The following is a 22,426-nucleotide window of genomic DNA, read 5'->3' as shown; positions in this document are numbered from 1 at the left end:
TAGCCGTTATTATATGAAAAAAATTTAAGGGGGAATATTAATGAAACTTAAAAAGACATTAGTGTTTTTACTAGTACTTTCTATGGTATTATCAGCTTTCGCATTTGCATGCGGTAAGAAGACTGATGAAGAACCAGAAGAACCAGGTACTGAAACAGACGCACCAGCTGAAGACGAAAATTCTGATGAAGAACCATCAGATGACGAAACAGCTGAAAGACCAACTGAACCAAGTGGCCAATTAATCATTGGTACTACTACTGAAATGAGTGGAGACTTCTCAGGAGTATGGCAAAACAACGCATCAGACGCTGACGTTAGACGTTTAGTATCTGGTTACGGTACAGTTGATCAAACTGACGAAGGTGAATACGTAATTGATGATTCTATCGTTGAAAAGTATGACACTGAAGAACACGAAGACGGATCAAAGACTTACACATTCACAATCAAACAAGGTCTTAAATTTGCTGACGGTAAAGAAATCACAGCAAAGAACTATGTAGCAGGAACTTTACTATGGGCTTCAAGACTTATCGGTCCAGACTTCTGCGGTGGTAAAAACACTTCAGGTATCGACCTAGTTGGTTACGATGCATTTAGTAAAGGTGAAAAGAAAGAATTTGAAGGTGTTCACCTAATTGATGATTACACTTTCTCAGCAACTATTAATCCTGAAAATACACCATATTTCTATGAATTAAACTCTGTATCAGCAGGTCCAGAAGATCTAGAATTTTGGTTAGGTAAAGAAGTAGACATTAAAGATGACGGCGATGGATGTTACTTTGTTGAAGATATTAATACAGAAGAGTTCAAGAATGCAGTTAAAGCTGCAAGAGACAGAAAGACTCTACCTTCAAGCGGTCCATATATGTTAGAAAAATACGACGAAGCACAACAATTAGCAACATTGGTTATCAACCCTAACTTCCAAGGAGATAGAGTGGGTAGAAAACCTCTAATTTCAAAAGTTATTCTTAAGAAGATAACTCAAGCAACTCAAATCGACGACTTAAAGACTGGCGGTGTTGATATAATCAAGAACATCGGTGATGGTAAGACTATCAACGCTGGCATGGACTTAACAGAAGACGAAGGATTTGCTTACACTGACTATCCAAGAGCTGGTTATGGTAAGATCGCATTCTCTTGCGACGTTGGACCAACTCAATTCCCAGAAGTAAGACAAGCACTTGCTTACTTACTAGACAGAAACGATTTCGCTAAACAATTTACAGGTGGATACGGTTCTGTTGTAAACGGACCTTATGGTACAGCTCAATGGTTCTATCAAGAAACTCAGAAAGAACTTGATGAAAAGCTTAACTCATATCCATATGACCCAGCTAAGGCTGTTGAATTATTGGAACAAGTTGGCTTTACTCTAAACGAATCAGGCGCTGAATACAAAGAAGGCGACGGAACAAGATACAAAAAGATGGATGACGGTACTTTAATGCCACTTGAAATCAAATGGGCATCTACTGAAAACAACGAAGTATCTGACTTACTAGTTGTTAAACTAGCTGAAAACCCTGACCTTGTAAAAGCAGGTATCAAGATTCAAAGAGACGCAATGAGCTTTGACGAATTACTAAACTGGTTATACAGAGACGCATCACAAGATGCTAAATACGGAGTTCCAACATATAACATGTTCAACTTAGCTACAGGCTTCACTCCATGGTATGACCAAAAATACACTTACTCAACTAAGGAAGAAATGATCAAGATGGGTTACAACACTAACTTCATCTTCGATAAAGAACTAGAACAAGCTGCTACAGACATGGTAATGATTTCTCCAGATCAAAGAGATGTATTTAAGGACAACTTCGTTAAATTCGTAACTAGATGGAACGAAATGCTTCCTGACCTACCACTATACTCTAACCAATACCATGACTTCTACAACTCAAAACTTCAACATTGGGAAACTTCAGAAATGAAGGGATTAACAGCAACTATACTAGATGCTTGGGTAACAGAATAGTAAACATTAAAATTAAAAAAAACATTTTGTGGAAGGCAATAGAAATATTGCCTTCTATAAAAATACAGATAAGGTGGATGATGATGGGAAAATACGTTATAAAAAGAATACTTTACATGGTATTCGTATTCTTTGTTATGTCTATTTTGCTTTTCTTCTTGTATAATATGATACCTTCAGACCCGGCAAGAGCTGAGCTTGAACCAATGAAGGCACAATTAAAAGTAGAAGAGTACAATAAGAGATATCAAGATTTAAGAAAACAATATGGTCTTGACGATCCTATGATAGTTAGATATGGAAAGTGGCTTGGTAGATTATTACAAGGCGACTTAGGTGACTCAAGAGTTTATAAAGATAAGGTTGTTAACGTTGTACAAGAACCTTTAAAACTTACTATATTTATTAACATTTTTGCAATAATTATAGGTCTTGGCATAACTATACCACTTGGTATAGCATGTGCGGTTAAAAAGAATTCAGTTTTTGACCAAGTAACACAAGTATTAACTGTTATAGGTTATTCTATACCAGTATTTATTACTGCACTATTGTTTATTTACATCTTTAGTGTTAAGTTACAATGGTTCCCTGTAAGTGGTATGAGAACTGCAGGAAAGAATTATACAGGTATTAAAGATACACTTGATATCTTTAAGCATATTGCACTTCCTCTAATAATCATGACAGTAGGCTCACTAGGCGGTATGACAAGATATGTCAGAGCTGCTATGGATGACGCTTTAAGCATGGATTATATTAAGACAGCAAGAGCAAAGGGCTTAAAGGAAAAGACTGTAATTTATTCGCACGCGTGGAGAAATGCTTTATTACCAGTAGTTACACTTATAGTTGGTTGGTTTATGAGTATATTCTCAGGATCACTAATTATTGAATCAATGTTTAATTTAAATGGTATGGGTAAGTTCTACATAGACGCTTTAAATAAAAAGGACTATGACTTAGCGCTTGCTATTCAGTTGTTCTATATCATAATAACTCTATTAGGCAACTTAATTACGGACTTGACATACGGCTTAGTTGACCCTAGAGTTAGAGTAGAAAATTAGGAGGTTAATATGGAAAAAGATAATAAAGACTTAAAAGACACAAAACAAATACCTCCTAAAAAAGAAAAAGGATTATTTAAAAAGAAAGATAAAAAGAAAGATGTTATGATTGAGGATGATATTCAAACTCCTTTTAGAACCATACTAAATGTATTCATTTCAAATAAAGTAGCAATGACTGCATTTTTTATCTTCTTAAGTATATTCTTATTAGTTTTAATAGGACCACTTTTCAATCCTTTAGATTTATCATATGTTGAAACAACACAAGCAAACATTGCTCCAGGTTTTGACATACTTCCATTGCCAGACGGTCTTAAAAATATTAAGACATTAAGCGTTGGATCTACATTTAGCGCTGCTGTTGATGACAATGGTAAGATTTTTGTTTGGGGTAAAACTAATATCTCTAAAAAGGTAGATATTAGAAAAATACCTAAGGAAGTTAAAAAAGAAGGAAAGAATATTGTTAAATTAGCTTGTGGTACTGACCATGTAATTGCACTTACTGAGGACGGTAAAGTGCTTGGTTGGGGTAATAACAGACTTAAACAAGCTAAAGCTCCAGCAGAATTAATGGGTACTAAGATTGTTGACATAGCAGCATCTGACCAAGTATCTTATGCTATAGATGAAGATGGAGACACATATGCTTGGGGTAATATGGGTGTTAATGACTACAAAGAAGGTCATGAATATCAAGGGAACATCGCTAAGATTGCTCCTAACCCTAATACAGCTTGTGCTATCACTAAAGATGGTAAAGTTGTTCACTTAGGTGCTCAAGAATCAGGTTTATCAAAGATTCCTGAAATAGATGAAAAGATCGTTGACCTTGCATCTTCATACAATACATTCGTTGCTGTTGGAGAATCAGGTAAAATTTATATGTGGGGTAACCCAACTACTACTGGTGAGTGGGAAGTTCCTGAAAATATTGATGGTAATGTAAAGAATATTTATGGACAAAGATATTCATACTTAGCAAAGCTAAAAGATGATACTATTCAAGAATGGGGTTCAAACTCATTAGGACAATTAGATGTTCCAGCTGATTTAAGAGGCAAAAAAGTAGATGAAATATACACAGGATTCTATCAAACTCACGTTAAAGATCAATCAGGTAAGATGCACAGCTATGGTCACAAAGGTTACCTATTAGGTACTGACGACCTAGGTAGAGACATCTGGAACAGAATTCTTAACGGTGGTAGAAAATCTATGACTATAGGTGCTATCGCAGTTATAATCTCAACTATCATCGGCGTAATCGTTGGTGGTATTTCAGGCTTCGTTGGCGGCTGGGTTGATAACGTTCTACAAAGGGTTGCTGAAATGATAGGTTCACTACCATTCCTACCATTTGCGATGATACTATCAGCACTTGTTGGCCAAACAATGACTGCCGACCAAAAGATCTTTATGATCATGATTATACTTGGTTTACTATCTTGGACAGGACTTCAAAGACTTGTTCGTGCGCAAGTACTTTCAATTAGAGAGCAAGAATATGTTGTTGCTGCAAGATCACTAGGTATTAAAGAAAAGAACATTATATTTAAACATATATTGCCAAACACTATATCTATAATTATAGTTAACGCTACATTATCATTCGCATCAAGTATGCTTACAGAAGCATCACTTTCATTCCTAGGCTTTGGTGTTCCAGCACCATATCCAACTTGGGGTAACATGCTTAACGGTGCTAACAACTCTATAATTATTCAAAGATACTGGTGGAGATGGGTATTCCCTTCTATCATACTAGGTGTTTGCGTAATTTGTATTAACTTAATAGGTGATGGCTTAAGAGACGCTATCGACCCTAGATCAGCTGAAAGATAGGAGGTAAGATTAATGGCATTATTAGAATTAAAAGACTTGCATACCTTTTTTACAACAAAAAAGGGAATAATCAAAGCTGTTAATGGCGTTTCCTATTCAGTAGAACAAGGTAAAACATTAGGAGTAGTAGGAGAAAGTGGTAGTGGTAAGAGTGTTTCTGCCATGAGTATCATTAAACTACTTGATGGTAATGGATATATTGACAGTGGTGAAATTTGGTTTAACGGAGAAAATATTACTGATATACCTAAAAATAAGATGGGTCATATCAGAGGTAATGATGTTTCTGTTATATTCCAAGAGCCAATGACTTCACTTAACCCAGTATTTACTGTAGAAAAGCAAGTAAGTGAACCGTTCATTATTCACCAAGGTATGGATAAAAAGCAAGCAGCTGAAAAAGTTGTTGAAATGCTTAGCATGGTTAAGATACCTAATCCAGAAACTGTTGCTAAACAATATCCTCACCAATTATCAGGTGGTATGAGACAAAGAGTTATGATTGCCATGGCACTTGCTTGTGTCCCTAAGCTTCTTATAGCTGACGAACCAACAACTGCTCTTGACGTTACTATTCAAGCTCAAATACTAAGACTGATGAATGACTTAAAGAAGAGAATTGGTACTTCTATACTATTTATCACTCATGACCTTGGCGTTATTAACCAAATGGCTGACGACGTTGCTGTTATGTATTGTGGACAAGTAGTTGAAAAGGCACCAAGAGAAACAATTTTCGAAGGAAAGAGCATTTACATGCATCCATATACTGAAGGACTTATGGTATCTATACCTAGATTGGATACTCCTCAAGGCACAAAGCTTGATGCTATACCTGGTTCAGTACCGCATCCACTAAACTTACCTAAGGGCTGTAAATTTGCTCCTAGATGTAAGTATAGAACTGAAAAATGTGACAACTATCAACCAGATTTAGTTAAAGTAGATGAAAATCATGAAGTAAGATGTTTCTATCCTGAAAAGGGGGTAAGATCCAATGGAAAATAAAGAGTTATTATTTAGAATACAAAACCTTAAACAATACTTCCCAGTACAAAAAGTAGGTAAGGAAGTCCAATATGTTAAAGCTAATGATGATATCTCATTGGATATTTACAAAGGCGAAACTATAGGTCTAGTAGGTGAATCTGGTTGCGGTAAATCTACATTTGGTAGAACTTTACTACAATTATACAAACAAACTGACGGTAGAACTATTTATTACGGAAGAACTAGATGGGAAGTTAACCCTAAATACGTTTATAAGCTTATAAATGGGTTTGCTAGTCACAAGAGTAAGATTAAAGAGCTTGAAGCTGAACTTGAAAAGGATAAAGCAGCTTATGAAGCACTTCCTGATGGTAAGGAAAAGGGCGAAGCTCTTAACAAATTTAGAGATACTGAAAAGAAACATAGACTTTTATATCAAGACCTTGCGCAAATAGCAGGTGCTTTGATATATCATGATAACGAAAGTGAAGTTAAATCTTTACTATTAAAGGAACAAGAACTTAACGCTAAGATCTTTGCAGCAAAGAAAGATGGCAAAGAAGACTCTTCAGCAGAAAGCGCTTTAAAAGATGTTGAAGCAAAGCTTGATGCGCTTAGAGAAGACGTTAAGGGCAATCCTGATTATGAAAAAGCAGAAAGCTATAGAGACGCTGGTATAAACCTAGCTGAACTTGAATATGAAGAAATGAGACACTTGAGAAAAGATATGCAACTTATCTTCCAAGACCCATACTCATCACTTAACCCTCGTATGACTGTAGGTCAAATCATATCTGAAGGTTTAGTAGCTCACGATATCTACAAACAAAAAGATAAGGCTCTACAAGATTACGTAGTAAAAGTTATGCAAGACTGTGGTCTAGCTCATTACTTTATACACAGATACCCTCACCAATTCTCTGGAGGTCAAAGACAAAGAATTGGTATCGCAAGAAGTGTTGCTTTAAAGCCTGACTTCATCGTTTGCGACGAAGCGGTATCAGCTCTAGACGTTTCTATTCAATCACAAATTATAAACCTATTGATTGACTTAAAAGAAAAAGAACACTTAACTTATCTATTCATTTCACATGACTTGTCAGTTATTAAATATATATCTGATAAGGTTGGTGTAATGTATTTAGGAAATATAGTTGAGTTTGCTGACTCTAAGGAGTTATATGCTAGACCAGTGCATCCATATACTGAAGCACTTCTAGGCGCAATACCAACTACAGATTCTAAGAAAGAAATTCAAATTCTAGAAGGGGATATACCAAGTCCTATCAATCCACCTAAGGGCTGTAAATTCCACACTAGATGTAAGTACGCTACTGAAGAATGTAGAACAATAGTTCCAGTATTTGAAGAAGTAAAACCTGGACACTTTGTTGCATGTCATCACAAGCTTAACTTGGATAAGTAATGTTTTTTCAAAAGAAAATAGATCGCGCGTTTGAACACCTTAAGAAGACCTCAGGTAAGTATGATGAAAAGGGTAATTTAATTAATAAAGACAAAGAAGATACTGAAAAAGGTGACTTCGCTGCTATGTTTTTAGCAGCAGCAAAGGTATTCGGACCGATATTCATAGTTTTGATTATAATTTTAATATTAACTAGACCAAGATAAAGAGTAAAGCTACGAGCAATCGTAGCTTTATTTTTGTCTCTAATAGATGAGTGGTTAAAATGAATGGTCAATAAAGATTAATCAGTGTTGAGTGGGGGGTTACGGAGCATTGGATAGGTAGAAAAAATAATCAAGAATAAGTAATAAAAATTGTGTATTGAATAATTAGTAATTAGTAATGTAAATTACAATTAGAAGTGAAAATTAAAATAGAAATGAAAAATGAACAATGAACAATGAATAATGAATGTGTAATAATGAATAAGGTGCAATTAGCTATGATAATTGAACAAATATATAAAAATATTAAATCAATTATAATTTAAATACTTTATTAATTCTTGTTTAGTTTAACGCGCTTAAGGGTAAATAGAGAGTAAGGATAAAGGAGGTTTTCTTATGAAAAGAAAAGTATGTTTATTATTAATATTTTTACTTATGCTTACAAATGCCGCATATGCAGCAGACTTAAAGGTTAGTACACCAAATGGATATGTATTAAGTGACTCAGAAGTAGAAAGACTAAGCTTAGTCATCAATAACAAGATGAAAGAAGAGAACAACGAGAGAGAAAATTTAGTTGGCTATGTAATACCAGTTTACAATCTTTCAACAGAGTACTTATTTAACAACGCTAACAAGACATTAGAAGATTCCTTTGTCAACAAGGGAAATGCAATTATGATTATTAAAGATAAAGTTGGTCCATTCATGCAAGCTGGGCTAATAAAGTCAAACAAGGGCCTTATAGTTGAAACATATTCAGATATAAGCGATGGTCTACTTGAAGCAATTACACTGCTTAAAACAAAAAGCATGACTAATGCAAGATACCTAAGCATAGATCAAACAAGTAAGCCAAGCATAATACTTGCTAATGAAGGCAAAGTACCTAAGGCGATAGCTATAGATTTATTAAACGATAGAGAGAAAAATGATTCAAAACTTGAAGACGCCATACTTGACACAGAGGATGTATATGAACAAATAAAGCAAAACAAGATAGCTGACATGGAACTAACAGTTGAAAATCTTAAGAAGGGCGAGCCATATAAAACTGATCAAATATCCTTATTTAAGCCAGTTGAAGTTCAAAAGACTGAAAAGAAGAGCCCAATCAAAATTATTATCATCATACTTATAGTAATACTACTAATACTAGGAACTTACTTCATCTTGATGCAAAAATCTTCAAAGAAGACAGCATTTAAGAAGAAAAAATCAAAGAAGACAAAAGATGATTATGACGATATTGATGACGATGGAGATTATTTAGTATAGAGCTTCTTTTACCAATAAAGAAAGGTGATATAATTGTTTAAAGTAATTATGCTTATATCAGTGGCTTTTATTCCACTTTTACTGATAGTATTAGGAAAGATATTTGAAAAATATCCGATCAAAGAGCCAAACATAGCTATAGGCTTTAGAACAAAACTTTCAATGATGAATAAAGAAACTTGGGACTACGCACAAAGACTATTCCCAAAGGTGTGGATAAGCCTAGGAAGAATAATGCTTCCACTTAGCCTCATCATACTTTTCTTACTATATAGCGAGGATAAGGACTATACAGGAAACTTAGCTCTAATACTTATTCTAGTACAAGTAATTCTGATGTTAGGCTCGATACTTTATGTAAACTTAAAACTAAAAGCAGCTTTCAACAGCGACGGAAGCCGCAAAGAAATTCAATAAAAAACAAAGGTCAAAGTTTTAACTTTGACCTTTTCTTATGGCGTTAGCTCTTAATTTCGTTTATAAATGGACTTATATCGTAGTCCGTGTTGTTTCTTTCCTTAAAAGCAAAGATATATAGATTCTCTCTCGCTCTAGTCATTCCAACGTAGAAGATTCTTCTTTCTTCTTCAAGTTCTGCATCACTCGCGTTATTTGAGCCAGGTATCTCCTCATCGACTATATCTATCAAAAATACCGTGTCAAACTCAAGCCCTTTAGCGCCGTGTATAGTTGAGAGCACCACATTAGAATCATTTTGGATATAGATTTTGCTTCTCAAAACATTGAGCCTTAACTTAAGCTCATCCATGCTCTTAGCATAGAGAGCGATTTGCTTCAAAAAGTAGAGCATAGTAAGCAGTTTATTGAAGGATTCACTGTTGTCGCGGCCCTTTGTCCTTAAGTAGCCTCTGTAATTCATATCATTTTCAATATAATCAATGACATTTGATGGCTTCATCTTTCTTATGGCTTTGAAGTCTTTCATTAATTCAAGAATATAATCTTTTTTGTAGCTTTGAATAGATTCAGACCTATATAAGGTCTTTAAAACATCGACATCTGTTAAAGTGCTTATCTCACTTATATCTTGCTTCGATAAATAGCCTTTAATCTTGTAGTAAATCTTTCTAAATAGGGCAGCGTCATTCATATTTTGCGAAAAATTATATATATCGAAGATGTCTTCTATAATCCAGTGATTAAAAAATCTGTCTTTCTTATCATAGGAAGTGAAGTTAATCATGTAGCGCTCTAAGTACTCAGCAAGCGGTATCTGAGAGATGTTGTTCCTATACAAGACGGCTACAGTGCCAGTGGCGTCCTTCAAGTATTTTGCTATGTAGCGGTACTCGTCAAGGTCCTTGTTAAAGAGCTTTACATTGACAGGTGCGCTTCCAGATTTGTGTGCACTTAAGTCTTTAGTGTATCTTAGTTTATTGTTCTTAATCAGTCTGTTAGATGCAGTGATTATGCTGGGCGTCGACCTATAATTTTCGCTAAGTCTATAGATATGGGCGCCTTTATAATGCTTCTCAAAATTAAGTATCCTCTCAGGGCATGCGCCTCTAAACCTATATATAGATTGGTCGTCATCAGCTACCACGAAGAAGTTATTATCCTTATTAATAAGCTTATCGAGTATCATAAACTGAATGGACGAAGTATCTTGACCCTCGTCAAGAAGGATGTACTCGTACTTATCCTTAAATTTTGAAATTATATGCCTATCCTTTTCAAGTAAGTCGTTTGCAATCACAAGCATATCGTCAAAGTCGATAAGCCTCTTTTTCTTTTTATAAGCTTCGAAGTCATCGACAACGACTTTGTATTCAAAAGGCCCGTCCGCATCGATATAGTCCTCGTTTGTGTTCTTGATGTAGCCAAGTATAGACTGTATCTGATCTAGCTCTTCTTCGCTTGGATAGGTTTTTAGCTTATCCATATATATATTTCTAAGTATGTTTCTCGATTTTGGTGCATTTTCAACGTCAAGCAAGGTGTATTTAATTTTTTTGTATCGCTCGTACTCTCTGATTATCTTGTAGGATAGGGCATGTATAGTCAAAACGCCGACTTCCTTCGCATAGTTTTCATCAAGCGCCTCAAGTATCCTTTTTTGCATATCAAGTTGCTGGGACTTGGCAAATGTTATAGCGAGTATCTTATATGGGCTTACGCCTTTATCTTCAATAAGATGCTTTATACGATTAACTATAACGGTCGTTTTACCAGAGCCGGGCACAGCAAGAACAAGAGCAGGACCCTTGTCATGCCTCGATGCTTCGAGCTGATTTGGATTTAGTTTCATTTCATCACCACAGATATTATATAACAAATTTAAAGAAAAATAAAGGTTTGCTAAGTAGTTCTACATGTGGTATAATATAGACGTAATTCAATTTATTTTACATATTATTCTAAGGGGGAGATATATTTTGTTAATGAATAACTTTCTAAAATCTAGAAAATCAGTTAGAGATTTTAAGCTTAAGGATCTAAGCGACGACACACTTATTAAAATCAAAGCAATTTGCAGTGAGGTATCTAAGGAAGACGGACAAAATTCTGTAAGCTTCAATATTGTTAAAGATGGTAAGATGGTTTATGAAGCGCTAGACGGCATCGCAGGCTACTCAGGCGTTATGATTAAGTCACCTCACTACATCGTTATCAACAGAAGCGATGATTCAGCAAAATCAATGATCTTACAAAGCTACTACACAGAAAGCTTAATTACAAAACTACATGCACTAGACATCGCAACTTGCTGGGTTGGTCTATTCAATGCGACTGAAGACACTAAGAGAAAAGTTTTTGATATGTACGCAAATAATCTTGACTTTATCTTGGCAATAGGCTACGAAAAACCATCGAACCCATTTGATCTTGATAAATATTCTGAAAGAAAAGCTGTTGAAGATATCGTTTTTGATGGCAGCTTTGCTAATAGCATGGACATAGAAATGCTTGAAAACCTTGGTTTAGACGATGTTTTTTACTACGCAAGATTTGCACCATCAACATCAAACCTTCAACCATGGAGATTTGTAATCAAAGGAAGCTACGTTTATTTATATATTGAAGATAACAATGGAAAGCCATCATATGTTGACGCAGGTATCATGATGTACTACTTAAGAAGTATGCTACTTATGAGAAATGACAAGAACATGTGGGAACTAGCTGAAGACGAAGAAATCGTTGACGGCTACAGATTGATAGCAAAGATTAGGCTATAGGAGGTCATATGAAATTATTTATTGATACAGCTAATGTTGACGAAATTAAGGAGATTGCTGAATGGGGCGTGGTTGACGGAGTTACTACAAACCCAAGCCTTATAGCAAAAGAAAAAAGAGATTTTAAGGAAGTTGTTACTGAAATCACTGGCATTGTAGATGGACCTATATCTGCAGAAGTTGTTTCACTTAAACATGATGAAATGGTAGAAGAAGCAAAGGAACTTGCTAAGATACACAAAAACATCATCATCAAAGTGCCAATGACAGAAGAAGGACTTATAGCTGTTAAAGAATTACACGCTATGGGCATAAAGACTAACGTAACACTTGTATTTACATCAACACAAGCACTTTTAGCTGCAAAAGCTGGAGCTAGCTACGTGAGCCCATTCTTAGGAAGACTTGATGATATATCAACAAACGGACTTAATTTAATCGAAGAAATTATGGACATATTTAACAACTATAGCTATGATACTGAAGTTATCGCCGCATCTATTAGACATCCAATGCATGTAGTTGAATGCGCTAGACTAGGCTGTGACATAGCTACAGTGCCATATAAGGTGTTTAAACAAATGCTACATCACCCATTAACAGATAGTGGTATAGAAAGATTTTTGAAAGATTGGGAAAGCGTTAAATAGGAGAGAATTATGGATAGAAATTTAGTAATGAATTTAGCCAGAGTTACAGAAGCGGCTGCACTAAAGTCTGCTCCTTGGCTTGGCAGAGGAGAAAAGAACGCCGCTGATGGCGCTGCAGTTGAAGCAATGAGAAGGATGTTCGATACTGTTGACATCGACGGTACTGTAGTTATAGGTGAGGGCGAGATCGACGAAGCACCTATGCTATATATAGGCGAAAAGATCGGTGATCGCAAGGACGGAGCACTTAAGGTTGACATCGCAGTTGACCCACTAGATGGAACGAACTCCATTGCCAATGGTATGCCAAACGCAATATCAGTAGTTGCTGTTGCACCAGCTGGATGCTTGTTACACGCTCCTGATATGTATATGAACAAAATTGCTGTTGGACCTAAGGCAAAAGGCGTTGTTGACATAGAAAAGTCTGTTACAGAAAACTTAAAAGCCGTAGCAAAGGCGCTTAACAAAGAAGTTAGTGAAACTACTGTAGTTATGCTAAACAGACCAAGACACGACGCTATAGTTAAAGAGCTTAGAGAAAATGGCGCTAGAATTAAATTTATAAACGACGGTGACGTTATCGCTGCTATACAAACTTGCTTTGAAGACACTAACGTTGATATGCTTCTTGGTAGCGGCGGTGCACCTGAAGGCGTTTTAGCTGCTGCAGCACTTAAGTGCATGGGCGGCGAAATGCAAGGTAAACTTTTACCAAAGGATGAGAAAGAAAAAGAAAGATGCATCAAGATGGGCATAAATCCAGACAAGATACTTCACCTTGATGACCTTGTTAAAGGAAACGAAATTGCTTTCTCAGCAACAGGCGTATCTCACGGCGAACTTCTTGATGGCGTTAAATTTATTAAGAAAAACGTTTGCGAGACAGAAACACTAGTACTAAGAGCTGAAACAGGCACAATTAGATTTATCAAAGCAACTCATATACTAGACAAAAAGCCGGAGTATGCTAAATGATTGTAGATAATCACTTAGATGATTATAAACTAGTAGAGCTACAAAATTTTGCAAAAAACTACGGGCTTAAAAACTTTACTAAGTATAAAAAGCTTGAGCTTATTGAATATATTCTTAAGAGCATCCGCGCGAATCATGATGAGGATGCTTTTAAGTCGTGTAAGAGCTTAGATGATTTTCTTCATATGGTCAATGGGGACAGTAGTAATTCCAAAAACGATATGCCAAAAGAAAGAAATAATCTTAGTGAGGCAAATGGCGGAGAAAAAACTACAAAGACTAGTTCGAGCTCTATAGATGGGCTTGAAACTGTTGAAGCAAGCGGCATCTTAGAGATACTTCCTGATGGCTTTGGCTTTTTGAGGAGAGAAAATTATTCCCAAAGCGACAATGATTATTATCTGTCACCAACATATATAAAGAAATTCCTTTTAAGACAAGGCGACGAAATCACAGGTAAGGTTAGAAAAAAAGACGAGACAAGCGAAGAAAACTCGAAAAACGCTATAGTCTACATCAACAAAGTTAATGGTGACAGCATAGACACATGCTTTAAGAGAGCTGACTTTGATGACTTAGTTCCTGAATATCCAGATGAGCTAATTAAGCTAGAGACTACAAAGGATGAACTATCGACAAGGTTCATTGATCTAATCTCGCCTATTGGCAAGGGTCAAAGAGGACTTATCGTTGCCCCACCAAAGGCGGGTAAAACGACTCTTATAAAAAAGATAGCCAACGCCATTAACATAAATCATCCAGAGATAGAACTTATAGTTTTATTAATTGATGAAAGACCGGAAGAAGTTACTGATCTTAGGAGATCGATTAAGGGTGATGTCATTTACTCGACTTTTGATGAAGACCTTGAAAATCACATAAAGGTATCGCAAATGACTCTTGAGAGGGCGAAGAGACTTGTTGAGCACAAGAAGGATGTAGTAATACTACTTGATAGCATCACAAGACTTGCAAGAGCATATAACATGATGATAACGCCAACTGGTAGGTCGCTATCGGGTGGCTTGGATCCAGGCGCGCTATTTGGGCCAAAGAAATTCTTTGGAGCGGCAAGAAACTTCAAGGACAAAGGCAGTTTAAGTATACTAGCAACTGCTCTTATCGATACTGGCTCGAGGATGGATCAAGTTATATACGAAGAGTTTAAAGGCACTGGCAACATGGAGCTCTACCTTGATAGGGATCTATCGAACATGAGGCTCTTCCCAGCTATTGACATATTAAACTCAGGTACGAGGAAGGATGAACTGCTTCTAGACGAAAAGACTTTGAACATACAAAGGAAGTTTAGAGCGATGATGACTAAGAACGGCAATGAATACGCCGTTGAATACCTTCGCAAGTTTATGATGAATACTAGATCTAATAAGGAGCTTATTGACAGTTTAGATAAAGCTCTCGTTAAGAACGATTAATTTGATAAAAGACTTGTAAATAGTCTTCTTATATGATATAATATATAAGGTAATATTTTTGCATTGAAGAGTGGCTCGCCACTCTTTATTTTATAAGAGGGGTGAGAGATATGAATTACAAAAGTTTAAAAGAAAAGCTTAGTCCTAAGCTAGCTAAGGCACTTGAGGACTTAAAGGCGGAGCTCGTTGATATTGGATTTACAAGACACAAGGGCGAGATGACGGTAAGTGTATACATATACAAGAAGGAAGGCCTTGACATAGACCTACTTCAAAAGGCGACAGAGAGATTAAATCCAATATTCGATTCAGTAGAAGAACTAAAGGACAAGTATTACTTAGAAATATCATCTCCGGGCATAGATAGACCCATCAAGACGGATGATGATTTCAGAAGAAACATGGACATGAAACTCGATGCAAAACTAAAGAACAATGAAAAGTATATGGGCATACTTAAAAATTATGACGATGAGTCATTCACACTTGATTGTGATGGCGAAACTATTGATATAAAGAGGGCCGATGTAAAGAAACTTACTCAGGCTATAGAATTTTAGGGGGTTATGATGAACAAAGAGTTTATAGAAGCTTTAGATGAGCTAGAAAAAAGCAAGGGTATATCAAAAGATGTAATTTTTGATGCTTTGGAGACTGCACTAGTATCAAGCTTTAGAAAGAATTTCCAAAGTGAACAAGATGTTTTCGTTGACATCAACAGAGAGACAGGCGATATAAAACTATATTCACAAAAGACTGTTGTTGATGAAGTAGAAGACGATGTTAATGAAATTTCATTAGAAGAAGCTAAGAAGATCAACTCAAAGTACCAAGTAGGCGATACTGTTAACTTTGAGGAAGCTCCAAAGGAATATGGCAGGATAGCTGCTCAAACAGCTAAGCAAGTTGTAATACAAAAGATTAAGGACGCTGAGAGAGAAAAAATTCACGATGAATTTATAGTAAGACAAGGCGAAATAATCACAGGTCAAATACAAAGAATCTCAAATAAGAACATCTTTATAGACATGGGCAAGGTAGAAGGCATAATTCCACCAAACGAACAAATACCAAATGAAGTCTACAAGATGGGCGACAGACTTAAATTAGTTATCTCTGAGATAAGAAAGACTAATAAGGGACCACAAATAGTATTATCAAGATCAAAAGCACTTTTAGTAAGAAGACTTTTTGAGCTTGAAGTACCTGAAATAACAGAAGGACTTATCGATATCTACTCTATAGCTAGAGAAGCTGGATCAAGATCAAAGATTGCTGTTTACGCAAAAGATGATAGTATAGACCCATTAGGAGCTTGCGTTGGACAAAAGGGTCAAAGAGTTAACTCCATCGTTGAAGAGCTTAACGGAGAAAAGATAGATATAATTATCTACAATGAAAATCCAGAGATATTCATCAAGAATGCTCTATCACCAGCTGATGTAGTTAGCTGCGAAATTAACGAGGAAGAGAAATCTGCCATTGCCGTAGTACCAAACTCACAAATCAGCTTGGCCATCGGTAAGCAAGGCCAAAACGTAAGACTTGCAGCTAAGCTTACTACTTGGAAGATAGATATTCATCCAGAAGATCCTGACACATTCACAGGACCAACAAGCGAGCCATACTACGATGCGGACAATCAAGAGATATTAAATGATTCATTAATTGATTTATTCAGAAATGACGAAGAATAAAACTTTTGATAGAAAATGTGTTGCATGCAGAAATTTTCACAATAAATACGAGATGATTAGGCTAGCTAAGACTATGGACGGCGTATTTATCGACAAGGAGCAAAAGATACAAGGCAGAGGAAGCTATGTGTGCAATAATGAAGAATGTATAAATAAAGCGATTGAAAAGAATTTACTCAAAAAATCTTTAAAATGCAATATAGATAATGAAACCTTAGAGGAGCTAAGAAATGTAAAGAAGGAGTGATTATATGAAGACAAGAGTTTACGAATTAGCAAAAGAATTGAATATGGAAACAAAAGAATTACTAGATAAACTCCAAGAACTAAATCTACCGCCAATGACTCACTTAAGTGGTGTAGATGAAGAAACAGCTAATATGGTAAGAGATCTTTTCCTAGAAGAAGATAAAGTAGAGGTTAAAGAAAGACCAAAGAAAAAGATCCGTAAAGCAAAAGAAGATACAGAAAGTATAGATAAAAATGCTAATAAAGCTAAGAAAAACGCAAAACCTGAAGCGAAAAAAGCTAATGTAAAAGAAGATAGAAGAGAAGAAGTTAAGAAGGAAAGCGCTGAAAACAATAATCAAGCAAGAAACAAGAAGAATAAAAACAATAAGAATAACAATAATAACAACAACAATAATAATAATAATTATAATAATCAAGCAAATAATAAAAAAGGCAAGAAAAACAGACAAAACAATAAAAAGAATGACAATAAGGCTCAAGAAGTAAAAGAAGAAAAGCAAGAAGCAAAAAAAGCTAAAGACGAAGTAGTTTATATCCAAGATCCAATCATAGTTAAGGATCTTGCGGAAAAGCTAGGCGTTGGCGTAAACGAGCTAATTACAAAGCTTATCATGCTAGGACTAATGCTTAACCAAAACCAAAGCGTTGACTTTGATACAGCTTCTTTAATGGCTGATGAATTTGGTGTAAAAGTAGAATTAGAAGTGCCACAAAGTGAAGAAGAAGCACTTGAACTTGACTTCGAAGACAGTGAAGACACTCTAGTTACAAGACCACCAGTAGTTACAGTTATGGGTCACGTTGACCACGGTAAGACATCACTTCTTGATGCTATCAGAGAAACAAAGGTACAAGCAGGTGAAGCGGGTGGTATCACTCAAAGAATTGGTGCCTACAGCATCAACGTTAAAGGCAAAAAAGTAGTTTTCCTAGACACACCAGGTCACGAAGCTTTCACACAAATGAGAGCCAGAGGAGCTCAAATCACTGATATATCTGTAATAGTTGTCGCAGCAGATGACGGCATCATGCCACAAACAAAGGAAGCCATCTCACATAGTAAGGCGGCTGGCGTACCCATCATCGTAGCGATAAACAAGATAGACAGACCAGAAGCAAATATTGAAAGAATATACCAAGAGCTAGCAGATAACGATTTACTTCCAGAAAAGTGGGGCGGCTCAACTATAACCGTAGAAGTATCTGCTAAGAAAAGAATTAATATAGATGAATTACTTGAGATGATTACACTAGTTGCTGAGATGGAAGACATCAAGGCAAACCCTAATAGAAGAGCCATGGGTACTGTAATTGAAGCTCAACTAGACAAGGGCCAAGGACCTACAGCGACTGTTTTAGTACAAAAAGGAACTCTTAAGAAGGGCGACTACGTTGTATCAGGAACTGCTTGCGGCAAGATTAGGCTTATGGTTGATGACAATGGTAAGGGCATCATGAAGGCGGCTCCTAGTACACCAGTTAAGATTATGGGCTTAAGCGAAGTGCCTGAAGCTGGTGAATTCTTCTACGCAGTTGAATCTGAAAAGAAGGCTAGAGCCATAGCTGATATGAGAAAAGAAAAACAAAGAGAAGAAATGATTACAGCAACTCAAAAAGTTTCTTTGGATAATCTATTTGACAGAATCAAAGAAGGTGAGTTAAAGGATCTAAACATCATAATCAAGGCTGATAACAAGGGTTCAATCGAAGCCATCAGTTCATCACTTACTAAGCTTTCAAACGATGAAGTAAAGGTAAGCGTTATACACAGCGGCGTAGGCGGAATAAGTGAATCAGACGTTATGCTTGCTAGCGCATCAAACGCCATCATCATAGGCTTTAACGTAAGACCAAATAACGGAGCAATGGACCTTGCAAACGCTGAAAGCATTGAAGTTAAGACATATAGAGTTATTTATGACATTATTGACGATATAAAGAACGCTGTTAAGGGTATGTTAAAACCTAAGACTAAGGAAACTGTTTTAGGTAGAGCGACTGTACGTGCTACATTTAGACTACCTTCTGGACAAACTATAGCAGGTATCTATGTTGATAACGGTAAGATTACTAGAAACTCAAGCATAAGACTTCTTAGAGACGACGTGGTTATTCATGACGGAGGCATCTCTTCATTAAAGAGATTTAAAGATGATGCTAAAGAAGTTGCTACTGGTTATGAAGCTGGTTTAGGCCTTGATAATTACAACGATGTCAAGGAAGGCGACGAAATGGAAGCCTACATCATTGAAGAAATAAAAGCATAATTAGGTGATACTATGGACAAGAAAAGATTATATAGATTGCAAGCTGAGATACAAAGAATTGTATCAGAGTTATTAATTGAAGGACTTAAGGATCCTAGGATTGATCCAATGACTAGCGTATCTAAAGTTGAGCTAAGTAACGATACATCGGTTGCTACTATATATTTTTCAATATATGGTAGTCAAAAGACTAAAGAAGACACTCTTGATGCTTTAGAAAATGCTAAAGGCTATATAAGATCTCGTCTTGCAAAGGTTTTAGAGATAAGACAAGTGCCTGAATTAAGATTTAAAATTGATGAGAGCGTTGAATATAGTATTGAAATACAAAAGATTTTAAATAAATTAAATTCAGAGAGCAAAGAAAATGTAAACGAAGAGTTGGATGCAGATGAAGAATAATCACAGCATAAAAGATATTGGCCTAGCTGTAGAAGAAGCTAATAGCATAAATATAATCTCTCATAAGTCTCCAGACGGGGACAACATGGGATCAACGCTTGGCCTTTATCTATCACTAATAGAAAAGTATAAGAATAAGACTAAGACTATAAATATAATAAAGCCAGATGACATTCCTAGCAAATACATCTTTATTGAGGAGAAAAAGTATTACAAAGAATGCATGAGTGAGTGCGATTTGCTCATGGTCATTGACTGCGCGGACGAGAGAAGGCTTCTTAATGAAGATAATTTAAAACTTGCTAAGAAGGTCATTAACATAGACCACCACAAGAGCAATAAGTATTTTGGTGATATAAACTACGTTTTAGAAGAGTATTCATCCAGCGCAGAGATAGTATACGACATCATAAAAGAGCTTGAGCTTCCTATGAACAAGGAAGTGGCCACTATGCTCTACATTGGCATAGATACTGACACTGGCAGGTTTATGTACTCATCGACAAGTGACGATACTATGCAAAAAGTTTCTAAGCTTATGAGCTACGGCATCGATATAAACGAAATCAATATCAAGCTTTATAGAAGCATGAATAAAAATATTTTTGAGCTATATAAGCTTGCAATAAACAAGATTAATTTCTACAAGGATTTTGCCTATCTTGTCTTAGATAATGATGATTTTAACAAGACAAAGACTAGTAGGGACGATACAGATGATATACTTGCGTTTTTACAAGGACTTGAAGATTATGACATGATAGCCATAATCAAAGAAGTAAAGGACATTTACAAAGTTTCTTTAAGAAGCAAGTATAAATACGATGTAGGCAGCATTGGTGAGGACTTTGATGGCGGTGGACATAAGTACGCTGCGGGTTTAACGTACAAGGGAGAGCTTGACGAGCTAATTAAAAAGCTGAAAGGATATGTAGACGATGCAAATTAGTGGCGTAGTCAACGTGTTTAAGGAGAAGGGAAAGTCCAGTAGATACTACACAAACAAGGTGAAGCAGCTTAGCAAGATGAAGACTGGACACGTAGGAACCTTAGACCCCATGGCCTTTGGCGTCTTGCCTATAGCGCTTGGAGAGGCAACTAAGTTTATAGATTACTTAGGCTTTGATATAAAGGCCTATATATATAGAATAATTTTTGGTAAAACTACAGAGACCTTAGACGCCGAGTCAGAGATTAGCGATGAAGAGGCATGGAACTTTGAAAAGAATGATTTACTAAGAGTATTAGAAGAGATGAAAGGTGCATACGAGCAAGTTCCACCAAAGTACTCAGCAAAGAAGATTGATGGCGTTCCTATGTATAAGCTAGCGAGAGAAAATATTGACGTAGACACAGCTTCAAGAGCAAAAACTGTTCAAATTTATAAGAACAGACTATTGAAGTTCAATAAGGAAAAGTCATACGCCATAGTCATGAGTGAGGTTTCTACCGGAACTTATATAAGGACTCTTGCCTTTGATATAGCGCAAAGACTAGGGACTATATCGTATATCGATTACCTTATGAGGTACTACAGCGGCCCATTAAATATTGACGAGGCCATTTGCATAGACGATATGGATGAAGATGATCTTATTCCAGTCGATACGCTTATAGATTTGCCGGTCATAAAGCTTCACGAAAAGAGGTTTAAGGCGGTTCAAAACGGCATGAACTCATACGTAAGCGATGACTTCAATGAAGAGCAATACAAGGTTTACTGTGCTGATAAATTCTGCGGCATTGGCTATGTGAAAAAAGATGAGAATGGCAGAAAGAATATTTATATGAAAAAGGTTTATAAATATGAGGATAATTAATTTAAAAGATGAGTTTAGAAGTGAAGAATGCTATATAGCGCTTGGCTACTTCGATGGCATGCACTTAGGTCATTTAAAAATAATTAAGAGCTGCATAAGCGATGCAAGACGCGATAAAGTAGAGTCAGCTGTTTTATTGCTTGACTTTAAAGGAGCTAAGAGCATCACGCCAATTGATGACAAGATTAAGATACTTGAAGAGCTTGGTATAGATACTGTTTATGTTATTGATTTTACGGATGAGCTTAAAAGAACTGATCCAAAAGCCTTTGTTAAGGAGATATTACTAGATAGATTAAACACGATAAGGACTTACTCGGGAGAGGATTATACTTTCGGTATAGATAGACTTGGGGACACTGCACTTCTTAAAGAGATGATGAAAGAGGCAGGCGGTGAAGCAGTAGTATTAAATTTTGAACTTGATGAAGAGATGCAAAAGATTTCATCGAGCAATATAAAAAAATTAATACTGTCAGGCGAAGTGATGAGTGCAAACAAAGACTTATCGAGGCACTACTCAATCAAGTCAAAGGTTATTCACGGCAAAAGATTTGGCTCATCGGTCGGCATACCAACTGCAAACCTCAATATTAATACAGGCTACATCATTCCATATCAAGGCGTATATGTAACAAAGATTAAGATTAAGGACCGTATTTATAAATCAGTTACTAGTGTAGGCAAAAACCTAAGCTTTAACGAAGACTTTGTTAGTGTTGAGACTAACATATTTGACTTCGATGATGATATATATGATGACACAGTTAGATTATATTTCATCTATAGGATTAGAGATATGTTAAACTTTGCTGACAAGGATGATTTACTTAAACAGATTAGAAGCGATATTGATTTTGCGAAAAATTTTGAAGATTATTTATAATTATGAGTATAAAATGCTTTA

At 36.0% G+C, this 22,426-nt stretch carries 21 protein-coding genes; 20 read left to right on the top strand and 1 reads right to left on the bottom strand.

Features of this window, described 5'->3' with window-relative positions:
- Positions 1-40 precede the first annotated feature (40 nt).
- The 8 genes from AC1EJ0_RS05930 (at position 41) to AC1EJ0_RS05895 (ending at position 9,234) form a co-directional block, all read left to right on the top strand.
- Complete coding sequence (locus AC1EJ0_RS05930; protein ID WP_480023604.1) at positions 41-1,996, top strand: ABC transporter substrate-binding protein; 1,956 nt, start codon at positions 41-43, stop codon at positions 1,994-1,996.
- 83 nt (positions 1,997-2,079) lie between these two features.
- Positions 2,080-3,066, top strand: coding sequence for an ABC transporter permease (locus tag AC1EJ0_RS05925; RefSeq protein WP_294795210.1), 987 nt, complete (start codon positions 2,080-2,082; stop codon positions 3,064-3,066).
- Between the two features lie 9 nt (positions 3,067-3,075).
- The gene (locus AC1EJ0_RS05920) at positions 3,076-4,914 is read left to right on the top strand and encodes an ABC transporter permease subunit (RefSeq protein ID WP_480023603.1); all 1,839 of its coding nucleotides are present in this window, start codon (positions 3,076-3,078) and stop codon (positions 4,912-4,914) included.
- A 12-nt stretch (positions 4,915-4,926) separates the two neighbouring features.
- Positions 4,927-5,922 (top strand): ABC transporter ATP-binding protein, encoded by a 996-nt coding sequence (locus AC1EJ0_RS05915; protein ID WP_480023602.1) that lies wholly within the window; start codon positions 4,927-4,929, stop codon positions 5,920-5,922.
- Positions 5,912-7,330 carry an ABC transporter ATP-binding protein gene (locus AC1EJ0_RS05910; protein WP_480023601.1) on the top strand — a complete coding sequence of 473 codons (1,419 nt, stop codon included), beginning with the start codon at positions 5,912-5,914 and terminating at the stop codon, positions 7,328-7,330. Before AC1EJ0_RS05915 ends, AC1EJ0_RS05910 begins: the two co-directional genes overlap by 11 nt.
- Positions 7,330-7,536, top strand: a complete 207-nt coding sequence (locus tag AC1EJ0_RS05905) for a hypothetical protein (RefSeq protein WP_320604274.1) — start codon at positions 7,330-7,332, stop codon at positions 7,534-7,536. Before AC1EJ0_RS05910 ends, AC1EJ0_RS05905 begins: the two co-directional genes overlap by 1 nt.
- Before the next feature lie 399 nt (positions 7,537-7,935).
- The gene (locus AC1EJ0_RS05900; protein ID WP_294985048.1) at positions 7,936-8,817 is read left to right on the top strand and encodes a hypothetical protein; all 882 of its coding nucleotides are present in this window, start codon (positions 7,936-7,938) and stop codon (positions 8,815-8,817) included.
- Positions 8,818-8,850: 33 nt separating this feature from the next.
- Positions 8,851-9,234 carry an SdpI family protein gene (locus tag AC1EJ0_RS05895; RefSeq protein ID WP_480023600.1) on the top strand — a complete coding sequence of 128 codons (384 nt, stop codon included), beginning with the start codon at positions 8,851-8,853 and terminating at the stop codon, positions 9,232-9,234.
- A 43-nt stretch (positions 9,235-9,277) separates the two neighbouring features.
- Here the strand turns inward: AC1EJ0_RS05895 and AC1EJ0_RS05890 are convergent, their stop codons facing one another.
- Complete coding sequence (locus AC1EJ0_RS05890) at positions 9,278-11,086, bottom strand: ATP-dependent helicase (protein WP_480023599.1); 1,809 nt, start codon at positions 11,084-11,086, stop codon at positions 9,278-9,280.
- A gap of 133 nt (positions 11,087-11,219) precedes the next feature.
- On the opposite strand from AC1EJ0_RS05890, the gene AC1EJ0_RS05885 reads away from it, so the two are divergent.
- The 12 genes from AC1EJ0_RS05885 (at position 11,220) to AC1EJ0_RS05830 (ending at position 22,405) form a co-directional block, all read left to right on the top strand.
- A complete protein-coding gene (locus AC1EJ0_RS05885; protein ID WP_320604266.1) occupies positions 11,220-12,017 on the top strand; it encodes a nitroreductase family protein in 798 nt (265 codons plus the stop codon).
- Between the two features lie 8 nt (positions 12,018-12,025).
- Entirely contained in the window at positions 12,026-12,667 is a 642-nt protein-coding gene (gene fsa, locus AC1EJ0_RS05880) for a fructose-6-phosphate aldolase (RefSeq protein WP_304016172.1), read from the top strand.
- 9 nt (positions 12,668-12,676) lie between these two features.
- Positions 12,677-13,645, top strand: a complete 969-nt coding sequence (gene glpX, locus AC1EJ0_RS05875; RefSeq protein ID WP_320604263.1) for a class II fructose-bisphosphatase — start codon at positions 12,677-12,679, stop codon at positions 13,643-13,645.
- Complete coding sequence (gene rho / locus AC1EJ0_RS05870; RefSeq protein WP_480023669.1) at positions 13,645-15,081, top strand: transcription termination factor Rho; 1,437 nt, start codon at positions 13,645-13,647, stop codon at positions 15,079-15,081. The genes glpX and rho overlap by 1 nt, the downstream gene beginning before the upstream one ends.
- Before the next feature lie 110 nt (positions 15,082-15,191).
- Positions 15,192-15,641, top strand: a complete 450-nt coding sequence (locus tag AC1EJ0_RS05865) for a hypothetical protein (protein ID WP_480023598.1) — start codon at positions 15,192-15,194, stop codon at positions 15,639-15,641.
- Positions 15,642-15,650: 9 nt separating this feature from the next.
- Entirely contained in the window at positions 15,651-16,778 is a 1,128-nt protein-coding gene (gene nusA / locus AC1EJ0_RS05860; RefSeq protein WP_480023597.1) for a transcription termination factor NusA, read from the top strand.
- The gene (rnpM, locus tag AC1EJ0_RS05855; protein WP_480023596.1) at positions 16,765-17,025 is read left to right on the top strand and encodes an RNase P modulator RnpM; all 261 of its coding nucleotides are present in this window, start codon (positions 16,765-16,767) and stop codon (positions 17,023-17,025) included. Before nusA ends, rnpM begins: the two co-directional genes overlap by 14 nt.
- Positions 17,026-17,029: 4 nt before the next feature.
- Positions 17,030-19,297 carry a translation initiation factor IF-2 gene (infB, locus tag AC1EJ0_RS05850; RefSeq protein WP_480023595.1) on the top strand — a complete coding sequence of 756 codons (2,268 nt, stop codon included), beginning with the start codon at positions 17,030-17,032 and terminating at the stop codon, positions 19,295-19,297.
- 12 nt (positions 19,298-19,309) lie between these two features.
- Positions 19,310-19,699, top strand: a complete 390-nt coding sequence (rbfA, locus tag AC1EJ0_RS05845) for a 30S ribosome-binding factor RbfA (RefSeq protein ID WP_480023594.1) — start codon at positions 19,310-19,312, stop codon at positions 19,697-19,699.
- Positions 19,689-20,648 (top strand): DHH family phosphoesterase, encoded by a 960-nt coding sequence (locus AC1EJ0_RS05840; RefSeq protein ID WP_480023593.1) that lies wholly within the window; start codon positions 19,689-19,691, stop codon positions 20,646-20,648. Before rbfA ends, AC1EJ0_RS05840 begins: the two co-directional genes overlap by 11 nt.
- Entirely contained in the window at positions 20,638-21,519 is an 882-nt protein-coding gene (truB, locus tag AC1EJ0_RS05835) for a tRNA pseudouridine(55) synthase TruB (RefSeq protein WP_480023592.1), read from the top strand. The genes AC1EJ0_RS05840 and truB overlap by 11 nt, the downstream gene beginning before the upstream one ends.
- Positions 21,506-22,405, top strand: a complete 900-nt coding sequence (locus AC1EJ0_RS05830; protein ID WP_480023591.1) for a bifunctional riboflavin kinase/FAD synthetase — start codon at positions 21,506-21,508, stop codon at positions 22,403-22,405. Before truB ends, AC1EJ0_RS05830 begins: the two co-directional genes overlap by 14 nt.
- The last annotated feature ends 21 nt before the right edge of the window (positions 22,406-22,426 follow it).

The organism is Fenollaria sp. C0166D3 (assembly GCF_056590255.1).
Note: the sequence above shows the minus strand (reverse complement) of the source record. Positions and strands in the feature narration are given on the sequence as shown.

Bases quoted from the DNA above. Each gene is read 5' to 3' on its own strand.
- AC1EJ0_RS05905 (WP_320604274.1), top strand. From the start codon at position 7,330: ATGTTTTTTCAAAAGAAAATAGATCGCGCGTTTGAACACCTTAAGAAG.
- AC1EJ0_RS05915 (WP_480023602.1), top strand. From the start codon at position 4,927: ATGGCATTATTAGAATTAAAAGACTTGCATACCTTTTTTACAACAAAA.
- AC1EJ0_RS05840 (WP_480023593.1), top strand. From the start codon at position 19,689: ATGAAGAATAATCACAGCATAAAAGATATTGGCCTAGCTGTAGAAGAA.
- nusA (WP_480023597.1), top strand. From the start codon at position 15,651: ATGAACAAAGAGTTTATAGAAGCTTTAGATGAGCTAGAAAAAAGCAAG.
- AC1EJ0_RS05930 (WP_480023604.1), top strand. From the start codon at position 41: ATGAAACTTAAAAAGACATTAGTGTTTTTACTAGTACTTTCTATGGTA.
- AC1EJ0_RS05900 (WP_294985048.1), top strand. From the start codon at position 7,936: ATGAAAAGAAAAGTATGTTTATTATTAATATTTTTACTTATGCTTACA.
- AC1EJ0_RS05885 (WP_320604266.1), top strand. From the start codon at position 11,220: ATGAATAACTTTCTAAAATCTAGAAAATCAGTTAGAGATTTTAAGCTT.
- AC1EJ0_RS05865 (WP_480023598.1), top strand. From the start codon at position 15,192: ATGAATTACAAAAGTTTAAAAGAAAAGCTTAGTCCTAAGCTAGCTAAG.
- AC1EJ0_RS05830 (WP_480023591.1), top strand. From the start codon at position 21,506: ATGAGGATAATTAATTTAAAAGATGAGTTTAGAAGTGAAGAATGCTAT.
- glpX (WP_320604263.1), top strand. From the start codon at position 12,677: ATGGATAGAAATTTAGTAATGAATTTAGCCAGAGTTACAGAAGCGGCT.
- AC1EJ0_RS05925 (WP_294795210.1), top strand. From the start codon at position 2,080: ATGGGAAAATACGTTATAAAAAGAATACTTTACATGGTATTCGTATTC.
- rnpM (WP_480023596.1), top strand. From the start codon at position 16,765: ATGACGAAGAATAAAACTTTTGATAGAAAATGTGTTGCATGCAGAAAT.
- infB (WP_480023595.1), top strand. From the start codon at position 17,030: ATGAAGACAAGAGTTTACGAATTAGCAAAAGAATTGAATATGGAAACA.
- truB (WP_480023592.1), top strand. From the start codon at position 20,638: ATGCAAATTAGTGGCGTAGTCAACGTGTTTAAGGAGAAGGGAAAGTCC.
- AC1EJ0_RS05920 (WP_480023603.1), top strand. From the start codon at position 3,076: ATGGAAAAAGATAATAAAGACTTAAAAGACACAAAACAAATACCTCCT.
- fsa (WP_304016172.1), top strand. From the start codon at position 12,026: ATGAAATTATTTATTGATACAGCTAATGTTGACGAAATTAAGGAGATT.
- AC1EJ0_RS05890 (WP_480023599.1), bottom strand. From the start codon at position 11,086: ATGAAACTAAATCCAAATCAGCTCGAAGCATCGAGGCATGACAAGGGT.
- AC1EJ0_RS05910 (WP_480023601.1), top strand. From the start codon at position 5,912: ATGGAAAATAAAGAGTTATTATTTAGAATACAAAACCTTAAACAATAC.
- rbfA (WP_480023594.1), top strand. From the start codon at position 19,310: ATGGACAAGAAAAGATTATATAGATTGCAAGCTGAGATACAAAGAATT.